Below are 16,281 nucleotides of genomic sequence, written 5' to 3'. Positions count from 1 at the left end.
AGCACTCACTCCACTCACTTATGCGGCCACCGCCTCCGCACTGCGCCCCATCCCCAGATAGGTATCGATGATGCGCCGGTCGTGCAGCAGATCCCTGGCCGCGCCGCTGAGGGCCACGGCGCCCATCTCCAGCACGTAGGCACGGTCGGCCACCTTGAGGGCGGCGCGCGCGTTCTGCTCTACCAGCAGCACCGAGACGCCGTGGTCGCGCAGGCCGGCCACGACCTGCAGCACCTCGCGCACGATCAGCGGCGCCAGGCCCAGCGAGGGCTCGTCCAGCAGCAGCAGGCGCGGGCGTGCCATCAGCGCGCGGCCGATGGCCAGCATCTGGCGCTCGCCGCCCGACAGGGTGGAGGCCATCTGCGGGCGCCGCTCCCTCAGGCGCGGGAAGATGGCAAAGACCTCGTCCATGCGCTGCGCCTGGTCGCGCAGGCCCCGGCGCCAGCGCGAGAAGCCGCCCAGCAGCAGGTTGTCTTCCACCGACATCTCGCCGAACAGCTCGCGCTTTTCGGGCACCAGGGCCACGCCGTTGGCCACCATGACCTCGACGCCGGGGCGTGCGATGCGCTTGCCGTCCAGATGGATCTCGCCGCGCGAGGGCAGCAGGCCCATGGCGGCCGACAGCAGCGTGGTCTTGCCCGCGCCGTTGGGGCCGATGACGGTGACGATCTCGCCGCTGCGCACATCCAGATCCACCTGGTGCACGGCCTCCACGGGACCGTAGGACACGCTCAGGCCCCTGAGCTGCAAAAGGGTGTCGCTCATGCCGTCTCTCCGGTTGCCTCGTCGTCGTCGCCGCCGCCCAGGTAGGCATCCAGCACGCGCTGGTTGACCTGGATCTGGGCCGGCGTGCCTTCGGCAATCACGGTGCCGAACTCCAGCACCGTGATGCGGTCCGCAAGATTCATGACGAACTCCATGTCGTGCTCGACGACGAGAATGCCCAGCCCCTCGGCGCGCAGCTGGCGCAGCAGGTCGGCCAGGGCCTGTTTTTCCAGGTGGCGCAGGCCGGCGGCCGGCTCGTCCAGCAGCAGGGCAGCAGGCTGTCCGGCCAGGGCGCGTGCGATCTCCACGATGCGCTGCTGGCCCAGGGCCAGCGAGGCGGCCGGCACGTCGGCGAAGGCGCCCAGGCCGCAGCGCTCGATCTGGCGGCGCGCCTCGGCCAGCACCGAGGCCTCCTCGGCCCGGTCCAGGCGCAGCATGGAGGCCAGCCAGCCCCGGTGCGCGCGCCGGTGCGCGCCCACCGCCACGTTCTCCAGCACGCTGCGCTGGCCCAGCAGGCGCACATGCTGGAAAGTGCGGCCCAGGCCCAGGGCGGCGAAGCGGCGCGAGGGCGCATCGTTCATGGCCTGGTCCATGAAGCGGACCTGGCCCTCGGTGGGCGAGTCCACGCCCGAGATCATGTTGAAGAAGGTGCTCTTGCCCGCGCCGTTGGGGCCGATCAGCGCATGCACCTCGCCGGCCTTGAGCGTCATGGCCACATCGTTGTTGGCCACCAGGCCGCCAAAGCGCTTGGTCACATGCTCGGCCGCCAGCAGCACCTGGCCCGTAGCGGGCAGCGCGCGCTGCGCCAGCGGCGCCGCGTCCGCCAGCTTCAGATCGGACACGGGCCGGCGCACCCAGCGTGCCGTAAGCGCCTGCAGCGTGGGCCACAGGCCTTCTGCAAAGCGCTGCAGCACCAGCACCATCAGCAGGCCGAAAACGATGACCTCGAAGTTGCCACTTGTGCCCAGCAGGGCCGGCAATATGTCCTGCAGCTTTTGCTTGACCAGGGTGATCAGCGTGGCACCCAGCACGGCGCCCCACAGGTGGCCGGCGCCGCCGACCACGGCCATGAACAGGTACTCGATGCCCACGTTCAGGTTGAAGGGCGCCGGGCTCACGAAGCGCTGCATGTGGGCGTAGAGCCAGCCCGACAGCGTGGCCAGCAGGGCCGCCAGCACGAAGAGCTTGACGCGGTAGTGCGCCGTGTCGATGCCCATGGACTCGGCCATGACGCGGCCGCCGCGCAGCGCGCGGATGGCCCGGCCCTCGCGCGAGTCCAGCAGGTTGTGCAGCAGCCACAGCGCCACCAGCAGCACGGCCCAGATCACCACGCCCATGGCGCGCGGCGAGGCCAGCGAGACGCCACCGATCACCAGCGGCGCAATGCCCGTGATGCCGGTCTGCCCGCCCAGGAACTCCATGTTGCCGAACAGGTAGTACAGGCTCAGCCCCCAGGCGATGGTGCACAGCGGCAGGTAGTGGCCCTGCAGCTTGACCGTGACCGCGCCCAGCAGCCAGGCCACGACGAAGGTGATGAGCAGGCCCAGCGCCAGGCCCACCCAGGGCAGGCCCGCCGCGCCCACCAGCCCGCCCAGCGCCGCCACCGAGGCAGGCGCCGTGCAGACCCAGGCCGTGGCATAGGCGCCGATGCCCACGAAGGCCGCCTGGCCGAACGAGGTCATGCCGCCCACGCCGGTCAGCATCACCAGGCCTGCGGCCACCATGGCGAACAGGCCGATGTAGCTGAGGATGACGACGGTGAAATCGGGCAGAAAGCCCCAGGACGCGGCCAGCAGCGCAATGGCCGCCACCGTGAGCACGCGCGTGCTGATGCCGCCCGAAGCGGCCTTGGCAGGCGCCGCGGCCTGCGAGGAAACGGGGGCGCTCATTCTTCTTCCTCCACATGGTGGCTATTGCGCGATCGCCACCACAGCACCGGGATGATCAGCGTGAACACCAGCACCTCCTTGTAGGCACTGGCCCAGAACGACGAGAAGGCCTCCAGCAGCCCGACCAGCAGCGCGCCGGCCAGGGCCAGCGGGTAGCTGGCCAGCCCGCCCACGATGGCGGCCACGAAGCCCTTGAGGCCGATCAGAAAGCCGGTGTCGTAGTACACCGTGGTCAGCGGCGCGATCAGCAGGCCGGAGATGGCGCCGATCAGCGCGGCCAGCGCAAAGCTCACGTCGCCGGCCATGGCCGTGGGAATGCCCATGAGGCGTGCGCCCACGCGGTTGATGGCCGTGGCGCGCAGCGCCTTGCCGATCATGGAGCGCTCGAAGAACACGAACAGCAGGGCCACCAGCACCAGGGTCACGCCCACCACCACCAGGGACTGGCCCGAGATCGTGATGTCGCCCAGGCGCAGCTGCGCCTCGGAAAACGCGGGGGTGCGCGAGCCTTCGGCCCCGAAGAACAGCAGCCCCAGGCCGACCAGCACGCCGTGCATGGCCACCGAGACGATGAGCAGCATCAGCACCGAGGCATGGGCCAGCGGCCGGTAGGCCAGGCGGTACAGCAGCGGCCCCATGGGCGTGATCAGCACCAGGGTGGCCAGTGCCTGCAGCATCAGCGAGGACGGGCGCAGCCCCCAGGCCAGGGCCACGGCAATGGCCGGCAGCGCCAGGCACCACAGGAAGGTGGCGGGCCAGCTCACCTGGCTGCCCGCGCGCCAGCGCAGCAGGTCCACCACCAGCACGGCGGCGGCCAGGGCCAGCAGCAGCCACAGCGTGGTGGGCACGCGGCCGGCCTGCATCATGGCCAGGGTGAGCGCGCCGAAGGCGACGAACTCGCCCTGCGGAATGAAGATGATGCGGGTGACCGAGAACACCAGCACCAGGGCCAGCGCCATCAGGCCGTAGACGGCGCCGTTGACGATGCCGTCCTGCCCCAGCAGCAGGGCGATTTGCAGATCCATGATCGACTTTCGAGCAGGCGCGGCCGAGCGCCACAGCGGCCGCCGCCAGGTGCGGCAGCCGCTGCGGCCTCAGGCCCGCAGGTTCAGGGCTGGTACTTCCAGGTGCCGTTCTCGATCTTGACCATGACGGCCGCGCGCTGGTCCAGGCCCAGGTGGTCGGTGGGCGTCATGTTGAAGATGCCGTGGGCACCGGCCACGTCCTTGGTCTGCTCCAGCGCATCGCGCAGGGCGGCGCGGAACTCGGCCGTGCCGGGCTGGGCCTTCTTGAGCGCGGCGGGAATCGCCGCTTCGAGCACGCGGCCCGCATCCCAGGAATGCGCGCCAAAGGTCGATGCCGTGCCCTTGCCGTTGGCGGCCTCGTAGGCCTCCACATAGGAGACGGCAGACTTCTTGACCGGGTTGCTGTCGGGCAGCTGGTGGGCCACCAGCACGGGGCCGGCGGGCAGCAGCGTGCCTTCCACATCCTTGCCGCCCACGCGCAGGAAGTCGGCATTGGCCACGCCGTGGGTCTGGTAGATCTTGCCCTGGTAGCCGCGCTCCTTGAGCGATTTCTGCGGCAGCGCGGCCGGCGTGCCCGAGCCTGCGATCAGCACCGCATCGGGCTTGGCGGACATGAGCTTGAGCGTCTGGCCCGTGACCGAGGTATCGCTGCGCGAATAGGCCTCGGTGGCGGTGAGCTTGAGGCCCTTGGCCTCGGCCACCTTGCGGAACTCCTGCAGCCAGCTTTCTCCATAGGCGTCGTTGAAGCCGATGTAGCCCACGGTCTTGATGCCGGCCTTGGCCATGTGCTCGCCGATGGCGGCGGCCATCATGGCGTCGTGCTGGGGCGTCTTGAAGACCCAGAACTTCTTGGCATCCACGGGCTCGACGATCTTGGCCGAGGCCGCCAGCGTGATCATGGGCGTCTTGGCCTCGGAGACCACGTCCACCATGGCCAGCGAGTTGGGCGTGATGCTGGAGCCCAGGATGACATCGACCTTGCTCTCGCTGATCAGCTTGCGCGTGTTGGCCACGGCCGCCGTGGTGTCGGATGCGTCGTCCAGGATGATGTAGTTGACCTTCTGGCCCGCCACCGTGCGCGGCATCAGCGCCACGGTGTTCTTCTCGGGAATGCCCAGGGAGGCGGCCGGTCCGGTGGCCGAGACCACCACGCCCACATTGATGTCGGCCAGGGCCGAGCCCCAGACCGTGGCCAGGGTCGCGGCCAGCAGGCCCAGTTTCGTCAAACGCTTCATGTCTGTCTCCTTGTGTTGGATGGGGCGTGGCACCTTCAGGCGCCACAATTTACCGTGGTAACTATTTTTTTGCCAGCGGTTTGATGCCCGGGTTTGCCTGGGGTCTGCACGGCCGGCAGGCCTCCGAGGAACAGGTCGGCCACCACGGGGGCCATGGCCTCGTGGTCCAGCGAGCCGTCGGGCCGCAGCCAGGTGAACATCCAGTTCATCATCCCGAACAGCAGCATGGCCAGCGCCTTGGACAGGCCCGCGCCATCGGCGTCAGGCCGCAGCTGGGCCACCGCCTGGGCAAATGTTTCGACCACGGCGCGCTCCTTGCCCAGCACGCGCTGGCGGTCGTCGTCCTGCAGGAAGCGCACGTCCTCGGTCAGCACGCGGTGGGCATGGCGGGCATGGGCGTATTCCTGCACGAAGCGCTCGATCAGCATGCGCAGCCGCGGCTCGGGCGGCAGGCCCATGGACTGCACCTCGTCCACCAGGGACTGCAGCCGCGTCATGTGGCCATCGGTGATGTCCACCAGCAGCGCGTACTTGTCGCGGAAGTAGTGGTAGATGGTGGGCTTGGACAGGCCGCAGGCCTGGGCCACCTCGTTCATCGAAGTGCCGGGGTAGCCGCTGCGCGCGAACAGCGCGGCGGCATGGCCCAGGATCAGTTCGCGCTGGTCGTCGTATCCGGAAGATCGGCCTCGGGCCATGGGACTCCTGTGCGCGCTCAGCGGCTGCGGTGATCGATCACGCGGCGGGCCTTGCCCACCAGGGTGCGCTCTATGGAATCGGGCCGCAGCACCTCGACCTCGGCGCTCACGCCGACCAGGGTCTTGATGCGCTGCTGCACCCACAGTGCCAGCGCCTCGGTGTCGCCCTGCGTGCCCGGCTGCATCTCGCAGCGCACGGCCAGCCGGTCCAGGTTGCCGTCGCGCGTGACCACCAGCTGGTACTGGCCCGACAGCTGGGCGTTCTGCAGCACGATCTCCTCGATCTGCGTGGGAAACAGGTTCACGCCGCGAATGATGAGCATGTCGTCGCTGCGCCCCACGATCTTGCCCATGCGCCGGAAGCTGCGCGAAGTCGGCGCCAGCAGCCGCGTCAGGTCCCGCGTGCGGTAGCGAATGATGGGCATGGCTTCCTTGCTCAACGACGTGAAGACCAGCTCGCCCTCGCTGCCGTCGGGCAGCACCTCGCCCGTATCCGGGTCGATGATCTCGGGATAGAAATGGTCTTCCCAGATCACCGGTCCGTCCTTGCTCTCCACGCATTCGCTGGCCACGCCCGGGCCCATGACTTCGGACAGGCCGTAGATGTCCACGGCGTCCAGCCCCGCCTTGCCCTCGATCTCGCGGCGCATGGCCTCGGTCCAGGGCTCGGCGCCGAAGATGCCGATCCGCAAAGAGCTCTCGCGCGGGTCCAGGCCCTGGCGCTGCATCTCCTCCACGATCACCTGCATGTAGCTGGGCGTGACCATGATGATGTCGGGCCGAAAGTCCTGGATCAGCTGCACCTGCTTTTCGGTCTGCCCGCCCGACATGGGCACCACGGTGCAGCCCGCGCGCTCGGCGCCGTAGTGCGCACCCAGGCCGCCCGTGAACAGGCCGTAGCCATAGGCCACATGCACCATGTCGCCGGGCCGCCCGCCCGCCGCGCGGATGGAGCGCGCCACCAGGTTCGCCCAGTTGTCCAGGTCCTTCAACGTGTAGCCCACGACCGTGGGCTTGCCCGTGGTGCCCGAGGAGGCATGCACGCGCGCCACCTTCTGGCGCGGCACGGCGAACATGCCGAACGGGTAGTTCTCGCGCAGGTCCTTCTTGGTGGTGAAGGGAAAGCGGGCCAGGTCGGACAGCGTGCGCAGGTCGGACGGGTGCACGCCCTTCTCGTCGAACGCGCGGCGGTAGTGCGGCACATGGTCGTAGGCGTGCTGCAGCGACCAGCGCAGGCGCAGCAGCTGCAGCGAGGCGATCTCGTCGCGGCTGGCGGTTTCGATGGGGTCGAGTTCGCCGGGGGCGGGGCGCTGCAGGGACATGGCGGACCTCTTCAGGCGGGCTCTGTCAGGCCGGGCACGGTGGGCCGGCCCTTGAAGCTGTGCGAGCGGCCACGGAACAGCGCGATCACTTCCTGGCGCTGGTTGGTGACCTGCACGTCATAGACGCCGGTGCGGCCTGCGCGCGAGATTTCTCGGGCCTGGGCCGTGAGCACGTCGCCGGGCCGGCCGGGCGCGACGAAGTCCACGCTCAGGCCCGAGGCCACCGTCATCTCGTTGCGCGCATTGCAGGCATAGGCAAAGGCCGTGTCGGCCAGCGCCGTGATGAAGCCGCCGTGGCAGATGTCGAAGCCGTTGAGCATGTCGTCGCGCACGGCCATCTCCATGCGCGCCGCGCCGGGCGCGATGTCCGTGATGCGCAGGCCCAGGCCTTGCGCGGCGCGGTCGCGTGCCAGCATGCCGTCGCGCACCTGTTCGGCCAGGCGCTGTGCGGCTTCGTCCGGGGTATGGGTGTCTTGCATGGCGCCGCTCCTCAACGGTCCGAGAACACGGCAGCCCGCTTGCCCAGGAAGGCGGCCACGCCCTCCTGGTAGTCGTGGGCCGCGCCCAGCTGGCCCTGCTGGCGCGCCTCGCGCGTGAGCGCATGTTCGTAGTCCAGCAGTTGGGCCGAGTCCATGGCCTCCCGCGTGCGCGCCAGGGCCCGCACCGGCATGGCGGCCAGGCGCTGCGCCAGGGCCTGGGCCTCGCTGCGCAAATCGGCATCTTCCACGCAGCGCCAGATCAGGCCGATGCGTTCGGCCTCGGCCGCAGGCAGCTTGTCGCCCAGCAGCGCAAGGCCCAGGGCGCGCGCACGGCCCACCAGGCGCGGCAGCAGCCAGGTGCCGCCGCAGTCGGGCACCAGGCCGATCTTGGCAAAGGCCTGGATGAAGCTGGCCGAGCGCGCGGCCAGCACCAGGTCGCAGGCCAGCGCGATATTGGCGCCCGCGCCTGCGGCCACGCCATTGACGGCGGCCACCACAGGCACGGGCATGGACTTGAGCCGCAGGCACAGCGGCTGGTAGCGGCGCTCGATCAGGTCGCCCAGGTTCTGGTCGGGCGCGGCCTCGGGGTCGGACAGGTCCTGGCCCGCGCAAAAGCCGCGCCCTGCGCCCGTGAGCACCACGCAGCGCACCGTGGCATCGCCGGCGGCCTGCTCCAGGGCCGAAAGCAGCTGCTCGTGCAGTTGCGCATTGAAGCTGTTGAGCGCGTCGGGGCGGTTCAGCACCAGGGTGCGGACGGCGTCTTGCTGCTCAACCAGAACCAGCGATGGGGGCATGAAAGTCTCCGTGGCCTGTCTGCCGTCTTTATGCGGCAGATCAAACATAATTTACCGAATGGTCGGTAAATGTTAGTCGCCAGACCCTTTCCACCACAAGCGCCCAGGCACCGAGGAAACCCCTAGGCCCCATGAAAAATGACCCCCACGCTGCCCCCCGAGGGGGCGTTTTTCATCTTGGGGCGGCCCGGCGATGAAAAAAGGCCCGCACGGGCCATTTTTGTCGAAGGTTCAGGGCTTGAAACCCGAGCGCTGCACCACCGGCGTCCACTGCGCGCGGTAGGCCTTGAGCATCTCGGCCGTCTGCGCGCTGCTGCTGGAGACCGGGGTGAGCCGGCTGGCCTCGAATTTCTGGCGCGTGTCGGGCTCCTTCATGATCTCCTGCACCATGCGCGACAGGCGCTCGGCAATGTCGGGCGCCATGCTCTGCGGCGCGAACAAGGTGTTCCAGCCCATGCCCGACAGGTTCAGGCCCGATTCCTTGAGCGTGGAAATGTCCGGCGCCATGGTGCTGCGGCGCTCGCCCGACACGGCCAGCACGCGGATCTTGCCGGCCTCGTGCTGGGGCAGCAGCACGTCGAAGGTGTCGATGGCCAGCGGCACCTGGCCGCCCACCAGGTCGGTCAGCAGCGGGGCCGAGCCCTTGTAGCCCACGGTTTCGGTCCGGACCTTGGCGGCCTCGCCCAGCATCAGCGAGAAGAAGTGCGGCAGGCTGCCCGTGGCCGGCACGCCCACGTTGGCCTGCTGCGGATTGGCACGCAGCCAGGCCAGCAGGTGCGACAGCTGCCTGACGGGCACGGCACTGGCCACGGCCACGCCGAATTCGTAGCGATTGACCTCGCTGACCGGGCGGAAGTCCTTGTCGGGGTCGTAGCCCGAGTCGGGGAACACCAGGGGCGCCACCAGCATCACGGCCGGGTTGGCCAGCAGCAGCGCGGGCTGGGAGGCCGGCGCGTTCTTCACATACTGGGCCGACAGGCGGCCGCCCGCGCCGGGCTTGTTCTCCACCACCACGGGCGAGCCCACGCGCGCCTGCAGCTTGTCGGCCACGATGCGCGCCACGCGGTCGGTGGCGCCACCGGGCGGGTAGCCGACGACGATGCGCAGCGGCGCCTTGCCCGGAAACAGCGGCTCGGCCGCCGTGGCACTTCCAGCCAGCCAGCTGGCGGCCGAAACAGCCGGGGCCAGGGCCAGGATCTGGGTCAGGGTTCTTCGCTGCATCGCAAACTCTCTCCTTGCATGGACGGATTCCCGTGCGGAACGCACGCCGCACAATGTAGCGGCCTCAAAAAGCCCGTTGCCGCCGATATTGACCAGGGTTAACCCGAGGCAAGACGCCCTGCGCCGCTCGGGCATCGCGACAGCCTGGCGAAGCCGACTCGGCGACAATCGCCCACCATGAGCTTCGCCCCCCTGACCAACGACACCTTCCTGCGCGCCTGCCGGCGCCAGGCCACCGACTACACGCCGCTGTGGCTGATGCGCCAGGCGGGCCGCTATCTCCCCGAATACAAGGCCACGCGCGCCCGGGCCGGCAGCTTCATGGGCCTGGCCACCAACGTGGACTACGCCACCGAGGTCACGCTGCAGCCACTGGAGCGCTTCCCGCTGGACGCGGCCATCCTGTTCTCCGACATCCTGACCGTGCCCGACGCCATGGGCCTGGGCCTGTCCTTTGCCGAAGGCGAAGGCCCGCGCTTTGCCAAGGTGGTGCGCGACGAGGCCGCCGTGGCCGAGCTGGCCGTGCCCGACATGGACAAGCTGCGCTATGTGTTCGACGCCGTGACCAGCATCCGCCGCGCGCTCGATGGCCGCGTGCCGCTGATCGGTTTCTCGGGCAGCCCCTGGACCCTGGCCTGCTACATGGTCGAGGGCAAGGGCAGCGACGACTACCGCCTGGTCAAGAGCCTGATGTATGCGCGCCCCGACCTGATGCACCGCATCCTGGCCATCAACGCCGACAGCGTGGCCGCCTACCTCAACGCCCAGATCGATGCGGGCGCCCAGGCCGTGATGGTGTTCGACAGCTGGGGCGGCGTGCTGGCCGATGGCGCCTTCCAGGAATTCAGCCTGGCCTACACGAAGCGCGTGCTGGCCGGACTCAATCGCACGGGCGCCGATGGGCAGGACGTGCCGCGCATCGTCTTCACCAAGGGCGGCGGCATCTGGCTGCCCGACATGAAGGACCTGGACTGCGAGGTGCTGGGCCTGGACTGGACGGCCAACCTGGCCCGCGCCCGCGCCATCGTCGGCGGCGAGGTGGGCGGACCCGGCAAGGCGCTGCAGGGCAACATCGACCCCAATGTGCTGTTCGCACCGCCCGAGCGCGTGGCCGAGCAGGCGCGCGCCGTGCTCGACAGCTTCGGCGCCCCGCACACCGACAGGACCACCACGGGCCCCACGCACATCTTCAACCTGGGTCACGGCATCAGCCAGTTCACGCCGCCCGAGCATGTGGCGGCCCTGGTGGAGACCGTGCACAGCCATTCGCGCGCCCTGCGCCAGCGCTGAGCGAGCCGCCTCCCCGCCCCCGCTTCTCCCGAACCCCAGGGCCGGACGCCAGCGCAGCGCCGGCCCCTGCCGGGGCCGCCAACGGCCCGGCAAGGCCCCGCTGTCCACAAGCCGGGTACCCGACAGCCGCTTGCTGCACAAGATGGCCACAGACCATCTTATGCACAGAAAAATCCGAGCGAGGCCCTAGGAGTTGCAGTTGTCATCCGCGCCTGCACGCCGGCGACATATCGATATAAGCCATTGTTTTTGAATAATTTTTTTGATAGCAACATTTTCAGCATGCACCGATTGGCAAGGCCGGATAAGCAGGTGCATGCCCATAGATCCGAATAATCCCCACAAAGTTATCCACAGAAATTGACGATATACCCAGAAACCCGCAGTCACCGGCCGGGGCGTCTGGTGTAGAACGCCGCACCCAGGCTCCGGGCAGCGCCAAAGGCTTATGCTTGGCGGCTTGGTTGCCGCAGGCCCTGCCGTGCGGCGCCCGCGTTTTCAGGCCCCGCTTTCCCGCATTCGCATGTCCCTCCCCGCCCACACCGTCCATGTCGCCGTCCAGACGCCGGCGCACAGCGCCGTGGGCGAACTGCTGAGCTACACCTGCGACCAGCCCCTGGAGGCGGGCACCCTGGTGCGCGTGCCCCTGGGTCGCCGGGACCTGCTGGGCGTGGTCTGGGACGCCCCGCCCCGCCCCGCCGCCATGCCCGAAGGCGTGGAGCTGCGCCCCGTCGCCGCCGTGCTGCAGGGCATTGCGCCGCTGCCGGCCGCCTGGCGCCGGCTGGTGGCCTTCGCCGCCTACTACTACCAGCGCAGCGTGGGCGAAATCGCCGTGACGGCCCTGCCCCCTCAACTGCGCGAGATGACGGCCGAGCAACTGGCGCGCCGGCTCAGGCCGACCAAGGCCGCAGCGAAGAGAGCGGCCAAGGCTGCAAAAGAGGAACAGGCGCAACAGGCGCCTGGCAGTGCGCCTGCACCAGCGCCTGTATCAGCGCTCGCACAGGCCCCGGCCGCCGCAGACATTCCCCCCATCGTCCTCAGCGCCGAGCAGGCCGACGTCTTCACGCAGATCGCCGCCCATCCCGGCCCCTTTCTGCTCTTCGGCAGCACGGGCAGCGGCAAGACCGAGGTCTATCTGAGAGCCACCCAGGCCGCACTGGACGCCGACCCCGGCGCCCAGGTGCTGGTGATGGTGCCCGAGATCAACCTCACGCCCCAGCTGGAGCAGCGCTTCACGGAGCGCTTCGCGCCGCAGTACGGCGCCGCCTGCGTGGTCAGCATGCACAGCGCAATGACCAACCCCCAGCGGCTCAAGAGCTGGCTGGCCGCGCACACCGGCGTGGCGCGCATCGTGCTGGGCACGCGCATGTCGGTCTTCGCCAGCCTGCCGGGCCTGTCGCTGATCGTGGTGGACGAGGAGCACGACGCCAGCTACAAGCAGCAGGAAGGCGCACGCTACTCGGCGCGCGACCTGGCCATCTGGCGCGCGCGCGATACCGGCGCCAAGGTCATCCTGGGCAGTGCCACGCCGTCGCTGGAGAGCTGGCACGCCAGCCGCCCGCCCAATGCCGACGAGCCGCAGGGCGGCCGCTACCTGCGCCTGCACATGCCCAGCCGCATCGGCGCGGCCGCCCTGCCGCGCGTGCGCCTGGTGGACATGGGCCAGCAGCCGCGCAAGGCCGTGTTCTCGCCGCCGCTGATCGATGCCATCACCGAGCGCGTGCAGCGCGGCGAGCAAAGCCTGGTGCTGCTCAACCGCCGCGGCTTCGCGCCCGTGCTGTTCTGCGCCGATTGCGGCTGGAAAAGCGACTGCCCGCACTGCAGCGCCCACCAGGTCTTCCACAAGGCCGACCGCACGCTGCGCTGCCACCACTGCGGCTACACTCAGCGCGTGCCCATGGCCTGCCCCGGCTGCGGCAATCCCGACATCCTGCCGCTGGGCAAGGGCACGGAGCAGTTGGAGGAAGAACTGGCCCGCCTGCTGCGCAATGTGCAGCGCCCCGACCGCGAGCCCGCCCGCGTGGCGCGCATCGACGCCGACACCACGCGCGCCAAGGGCGCGCTGGAGGAGCAACTGGCCCAGGTGCATGCGGGCGACATCGACGTGCTGGTTGGCACCCAGATGGTGGCCAAGGGCCATGACTTCCGGCGCATCACCCTGGTGGCCGCCGTGCAGCCCGACAGCGCTCTTTTCTCCAGCGACTACCGAGCGCCCGAGCGCCTGTTCAGCCTGCTGATGCAGGCCGCCGGCCGCGCAGGGCGCGACGCGCACTACGTGGCCGCCCAGGGCAGCCACCCGGAGATGTGGATACAGACGCACGACCCGTCCCACCCCGTCTACACCGCGCTGCGCTCGCACGACTACCCGGCCTTCGCCGCGCGCCAGTTGCGCGAGCGGCGCGATGCGGGCATGCCGCCCTTCGCCTTCCAGGCCATCGTGCGGGCCGATGCGCGCACGCAGGAAGCCGCCCAGGCCTTCCTGGCCGCTGCGGCCGAGGCCGCCCGCCAGGCCGGCCTGCCCCATGTGGACGATGTGTTTCTCTACCCGCCCATTCCCATGTCCGTGCAGCGCGTGGCCAATGTAGAGCGCGCGCAGATGCTGATCGAGTCGGCCCAGCGGCCCGCCCTGCTGCGCTTTCTCTGGGCCTGGCAGGCGCACCTGCACTGGATCAGGGCACAGCCCGGGCACCGCGCCCTGGTGCGCTGGCTGGTGGACGTGGACCCGCTGGCCATCTGAGCGCGGCACGGCCTTTGGAACGGCCCCAAAAAACCTCAAGCCTTTCAGGCCTTGGGCGCAATCCCGCAAAGCGTTCACCGCTCCTTTTTCGGAAGCGCTTTTAGCGCATTCGCAGCGCGGCTCCCATCGGGATTTGCGCTGATGCAGGCGGGGCATGTTTATTGCATCGTGCCGCATTCAGCCCACAAGGCTGGATCATTCAATGCCTTTCCAGGAGCGATACATGCCGTTCACCCCCTTCCGTATGACCTTGATGGCCGTCGCGCTTGCGCTGGCAGGCTGCGCGTCCCAGCCCGGCGCCAGCCAGGCCCCCGCAGCCGCTGCGCCCGCCACGGCCGCCGCCCCTGCACCCGCTCCCACCGCACAGGCCGGCAAGCCCAACGTGGTCGTCCTGGCCACAGGCGGCACCATTGCCGGTGCGGGCGCCAGCGCCGTCAACAGCGCCACCTACACGGCCGCCAAGGTGCCCGTGGACAAGCTGCTGGCCGGCCTGCCCGAGCTGAGCAACATCGCCAACGTGTCCGGCGAGCAGGTCTTCCAGATCGCCTCCGAGAGCTTCACCAACAAGGAACTGCTGACGCTGGCACGCCGCGTCAACGAGCTGGCCAAGCAGCCCGGCGTGGACGGCATCGTCGTCACCCACGGCACGGACACGCTGGAGGAAACCGCCTATTTCCTGAACCTGGTGGTGCCCACCGACAAGCCCATCGTCGTGGTCGGCTCCATGCGCCCCGGCACGGCCATCTCGGCCGACGGCGCGCTGAACCTGCTGGGCGCCGTGGCCACGGCCGCGTCCAAGGACTCGGCGGGCAAGGGCGTGCTGGTCAGCATGAACGACAACATCGACTCCGCGCGCGATGTCGCCAAGCTCACCAACATCAAGACCAATGCCTTCGCCAGCCAGTGGGGCCCGCTGGGCATGGTGGTCGAGGGCAAGACCTACTGGTTCCGCGCCCCCGTCAAGCGCCACACCAGGGGCAGCGAGTTCAACATCGAGCAGATCACCGACCTGCCCGCCGTGGACATCGTCTATGGCTACGGCAACGTGCCCGCCACGGCCATCGACGCGCTGGGCAAGGCCGGCGTCAAGGCCATCGTGCATGCAGGCACGGGCAATGGCTCGGTGGCCGACCGCATCGTGCCCAAGCTCAATGAACTGCGCCAAAAGGGCGTGATCGTGGTGCGCAGCTCGCGCGTGCCGGCCGGCTTCGTGCTGCGCAATGCCGAGCAGCCCGATGACAAGTACGACTGGGTCGTCGCCCATGACCTGAACCCGCAGAAGGCGCGCCTGCTGGCCGCCGTGGCCCTGACCAAGACGCAGGACACGAAGCAGCTGCAGCGCATCTTCTGGGAGTACTGATAAAGCACCCCCTGAGGCGCTGGCGCGCCTTCCCCCTCTCTACCCGCTTCGCGGGGGAGGGGGACGACACCCTCGGTGCGGGGCGGCCCTTCCTCGGTGTCTCTCGCCTTGGGGTGCGTCGTTTTTTGCGTTGCGCCCTGAAAGCCCGGTCATTTTTGGCCGGGCTTTTTCTATTGCCGCTGGCTAGTTCGATGTGAACAGCGGGGTGAGGGGGCCTTGGGCGATGTGGCAGTGCGCTTGTTCCAGGGCCTGGGCGAAGGCGTCGGAGCGCAGGTAGGCGTATTCCACGGCGCGCTGGGCGCCTATGGCGTCGCCCTGGACGGGGGCGGTGGCGGGGTGGCACATCATGAGGCTGCCGGGCTGCAGCTGGGTCAGCCATTGGGCCATGTGGCGGCCATAGCCTTCGGGCGTGGGCTGGTCGAAGGCGTAGACGCCGCCGAAGCCGTGGTTGAGCGGCACGCCCTGGCGGCGCAGGCGGCGGGTGGTGGTCCAGCCGCCCAGCAAGGCGATGATGGCGGCCTTGGGGTCGCGCCAGAGCTGGCCGGCCGGGGTGGTGGAGCGGACCCAGGGCAGGTCGTCGGCGTTGTCGCCATAGCGCTGGCGTAATTCCTGCACCAGCGCGGCGCGCACGCCGGGGAGCTGGTGCACGTGCTGGTGGCCGTCGATGAAGTCGGGGGCCATGCCCAGCGCGTCCTCGAAGGCGTCGAGCTGGCGGCGCCAGGCGTCGCGCATGGCGGTGCCGCCGAGTGCGCCGGCATAGGCGCGCGCGATCACGGCACCGATGCCGGCGGCGGGCTGCAGGCCGTGGCCTTCGGTCAGGTTGAAGTGCAGGCCCAGCGACAGGCGCGGGCGCAGCGCGGGCAGGCGCCTGGCGGCCTGCCTCCAGTGCGGCGAGGTGGTCATGCAGCTGGTGGCCGACAGCCGGCCCTGCAGCGTGAGCTGCTCCACGGCTTCATCGACCAGGGGGTGCAGCGCATAGTCGTCGGCGCACAGGACGACGGTTCTGGCCAAGGCCTTCTCCCCGTTGTTTCTGGCAGGTACGGTGTTCATGAGGATTCCTTGCGGCCGGGGGCCGCAAAGGCCCAGAACTTGGCGAAGACGAAGGTGCCCACCGCCACCAGCACCAGCACCAGGGCCAGGCTCCAGAAGTAGTGCCAGTGCAGCCAGTGCAGGGCCACCCAGTACAGCAGCTCGTTGGCCACGAAGGAGGCGCAGGCCACGGCGAAGTACTTGCCGGCCACGGCCCAGCCTTGCGCCCCGGCCTGCACGAAGGTGAACAGCGCATGGCCGTTGTAGCTGACCACGAAGGCCACGAGAAAGGCCAGCACGTTGGCATGCAGCGGCGCCATGCCCACCCGTTGCACCAGCAGGGCGACCACGGCCAGGTGCGTGGCGGCCGCGCAGCCCCCTACCAGCACGAACTGCAGCGCCTGCGGCAGGCGGCGCAGCTGTGCGATCACGTCGTGCAT

The 16,281-nt window shown here is 69.4% G+C and carries 14 protein-coding genes; 3 read left to right on the top strand and 11 right to left on the bottom strand.

Annotated features, from left to right (window positions below; all coding sequences use genetic code 11):
- Positions 1-18 precede the first annotated feature (18 nt).
- From DACI_RS02920 to DACI_RS02880, 9 genes are all read right to left on the bottom strand, one after another.
- Entirely contained in the window at positions 19-765 is a 747-nt protein-coding gene (locus DACI_RS02920) for an ABC transporter ATP-binding protein (protein ID WP_012202507.1), read from the bottom strand.
- Entirely contained in the window at positions 762-2,654 is a 1,893-nt protein-coding gene (locus tag DACI_RS02915; protein WP_012202506.1) for a branched-chain amino acid ABC transporter ATP-binding protein/permease, read from the bottom strand. The genes DACI_RS02920 and DACI_RS02915 overlap by 4 nt, the downstream gene beginning before the upstream one ends.
- Positions 2,651-3,679 carry a branched-chain amino acid ABC transporter permease gene (locus DACI_RS02910; protein WP_012202505.1) on the bottom strand — a complete coding sequence of 343 codons (1,029 nt, stop codon included), beginning with the start codon at positions 3,677-3,679 and terminating at the stop codon, positions 2,651-2,653. The genes DACI_RS02915 and DACI_RS02910 overlap by 4 nt, the downstream gene beginning before the upstream one ends.
- An 83-nt stretch (positions 3,680-3,762) precedes the next feature.
- Positions 3,763-4,914: an ABC transporter substrate-binding protein gene (locus tag DACI_RS02905; RefSeq protein WP_012202504.1), complete on the bottom strand. Its 1,152-nt coding sequence runs from the start codon at positions 4,912-4,914 to the stop codon at positions 3,763-3,765.
- Between the two features lie 35 nt (positions 4,915-4,949).
- On the bottom strand, positions 4,950-5,609 hold the full coding sequence (locus DACI_RS02900) for a TetR/AcrR family transcriptional regulator (RefSeq protein ID WP_012202503.1): 660 nt from the start codon (positions 5,607-5,609) through the stop codon (positions 4,950-4,952).
- A 17-nt stretch (positions 5,610-5,626) separates the two neighbouring features.
- Complete coding sequence (gene paaK, locus DACI_RS02895; protein ID WP_012202502.1) at positions 5,627-6,931, bottom strand: phenylacetate--CoA ligase PaaK; 1,305 nt, start codon at positions 6,929-6,931, stop codon at positions 5,627-5,629.
- A gap of 11 nt (positions 6,932-6,942) precedes the next feature.
- Entirely contained in the window at positions 6,943-7,410 is a 468-nt protein-coding gene (paaI, locus tag DACI_RS02890) for a hydroxyphenylacetyl-CoA thioesterase PaaI (RefSeq protein ID WP_012202501.1), read from the bottom strand.
- An 11-nt stretch (positions 7,411-7,421) separates the two neighbouring features.
- Positions 7,422-8,204 (bottom strand): enoyl-CoA hydratase-related protein, encoded by a 783-nt coding sequence (locus DACI_RS02885; RefSeq protein ID WP_012202500.1) that lies wholly within the window; start codon positions 8,202-8,204, stop codon positions 7,422-7,424.
- 231 nt (positions 8,205-8,435) lie between these two features.
- The gene (locus DACI_RS02880) at positions 8,436-9,425 is read right to left on the bottom strand and encodes a tripartite tricarboxylate transporter substrate-binding protein (protein WP_012202499.1); all 990 of its coding nucleotides are present in this window, start codon (positions 9,423-9,425) and stop codon (positions 8,436-8,438) included.
- A gap of 177 nt (positions 9,426-9,602) precedes the next feature.
- Here DACI_RS02880 and hemE point away from each other — a divergent pair, with 177 nt between their 5' ends.
- From hemE to DACI_RS02865, 3 genes are all read left to right on the top strand, one after another.
- Positions 9,603-10,715 (top strand): uroporphyrinogen decarboxylase, encoded by a 1,113-nt coding sequence (gene hemE, locus DACI_RS02875; protein ID WP_012202498.1) that lies wholly within the window; start codon positions 9,603-9,605, stop codon positions 10,713-10,715.
- Between the two features lie 523 nt (positions 10,716-11,238).
- Positions 11,239-13,452: a replication restart helicase PriA gene (gene priA, locus DACI_RS02870; protein ID WP_043783141.1), complete on the top strand. Its 2,214-nt coding sequence runs from the start codon at positions 11,239-11,241 to the stop codon at positions 13,450-13,452.
- 223 nt (positions 13,453-13,675) lie between these two features.
- Positions 13,676-14,812, top strand: coding sequence for an asparaginase (locus DACI_RS02865; RefSeq protein WP_012202496.1), 1,137 nt, complete (start codon positions 13,676-13,678; stop codon positions 14,810-14,812).
- A 183-nt stretch (positions 14,813-14,995) separates the two neighbouring features.
- On the opposite strand, the gene DACI_RS02860 is transcribed toward DACI_RS02865, so the two are convergent.
- Entirely contained in the window at positions 14,996-15,862 is an 867-nt protein-coding gene (locus tag DACI_RS02860; RefSeq protein ID WP_012202495.1) for a ChbG/HpnK family deacetylase, read from the bottom strand.
- Positions 15,859-16,281: a GtrA family protein gene (locus DACI_RS02855; protein ID WP_012202494.1), complete on the bottom strand. Its 423-nt coding sequence runs from the start codon at positions 16,279-16,281 to the stop codon at positions 15,859-15,861. Before DACI_RS02855 ends, DACI_RS02860 begins: the two co-directional genes overlap by 4 nt.

It is taken from the genome of Delftia acidovorans SPH-1 (assembly GCF_000018665.1).
GTDB classification, from domain to species: domain Bacteria; phylum Pseudomonadota; class Gammaproteobacteria; order Burkholderiales; family Burkholderiaceae_C; genus Comamonas; species Comamonas acidovorans.
Note: the sequence above shows the minus strand (reverse complement) of the source record. Positions and strands in the feature narration are given on the sequence as shown.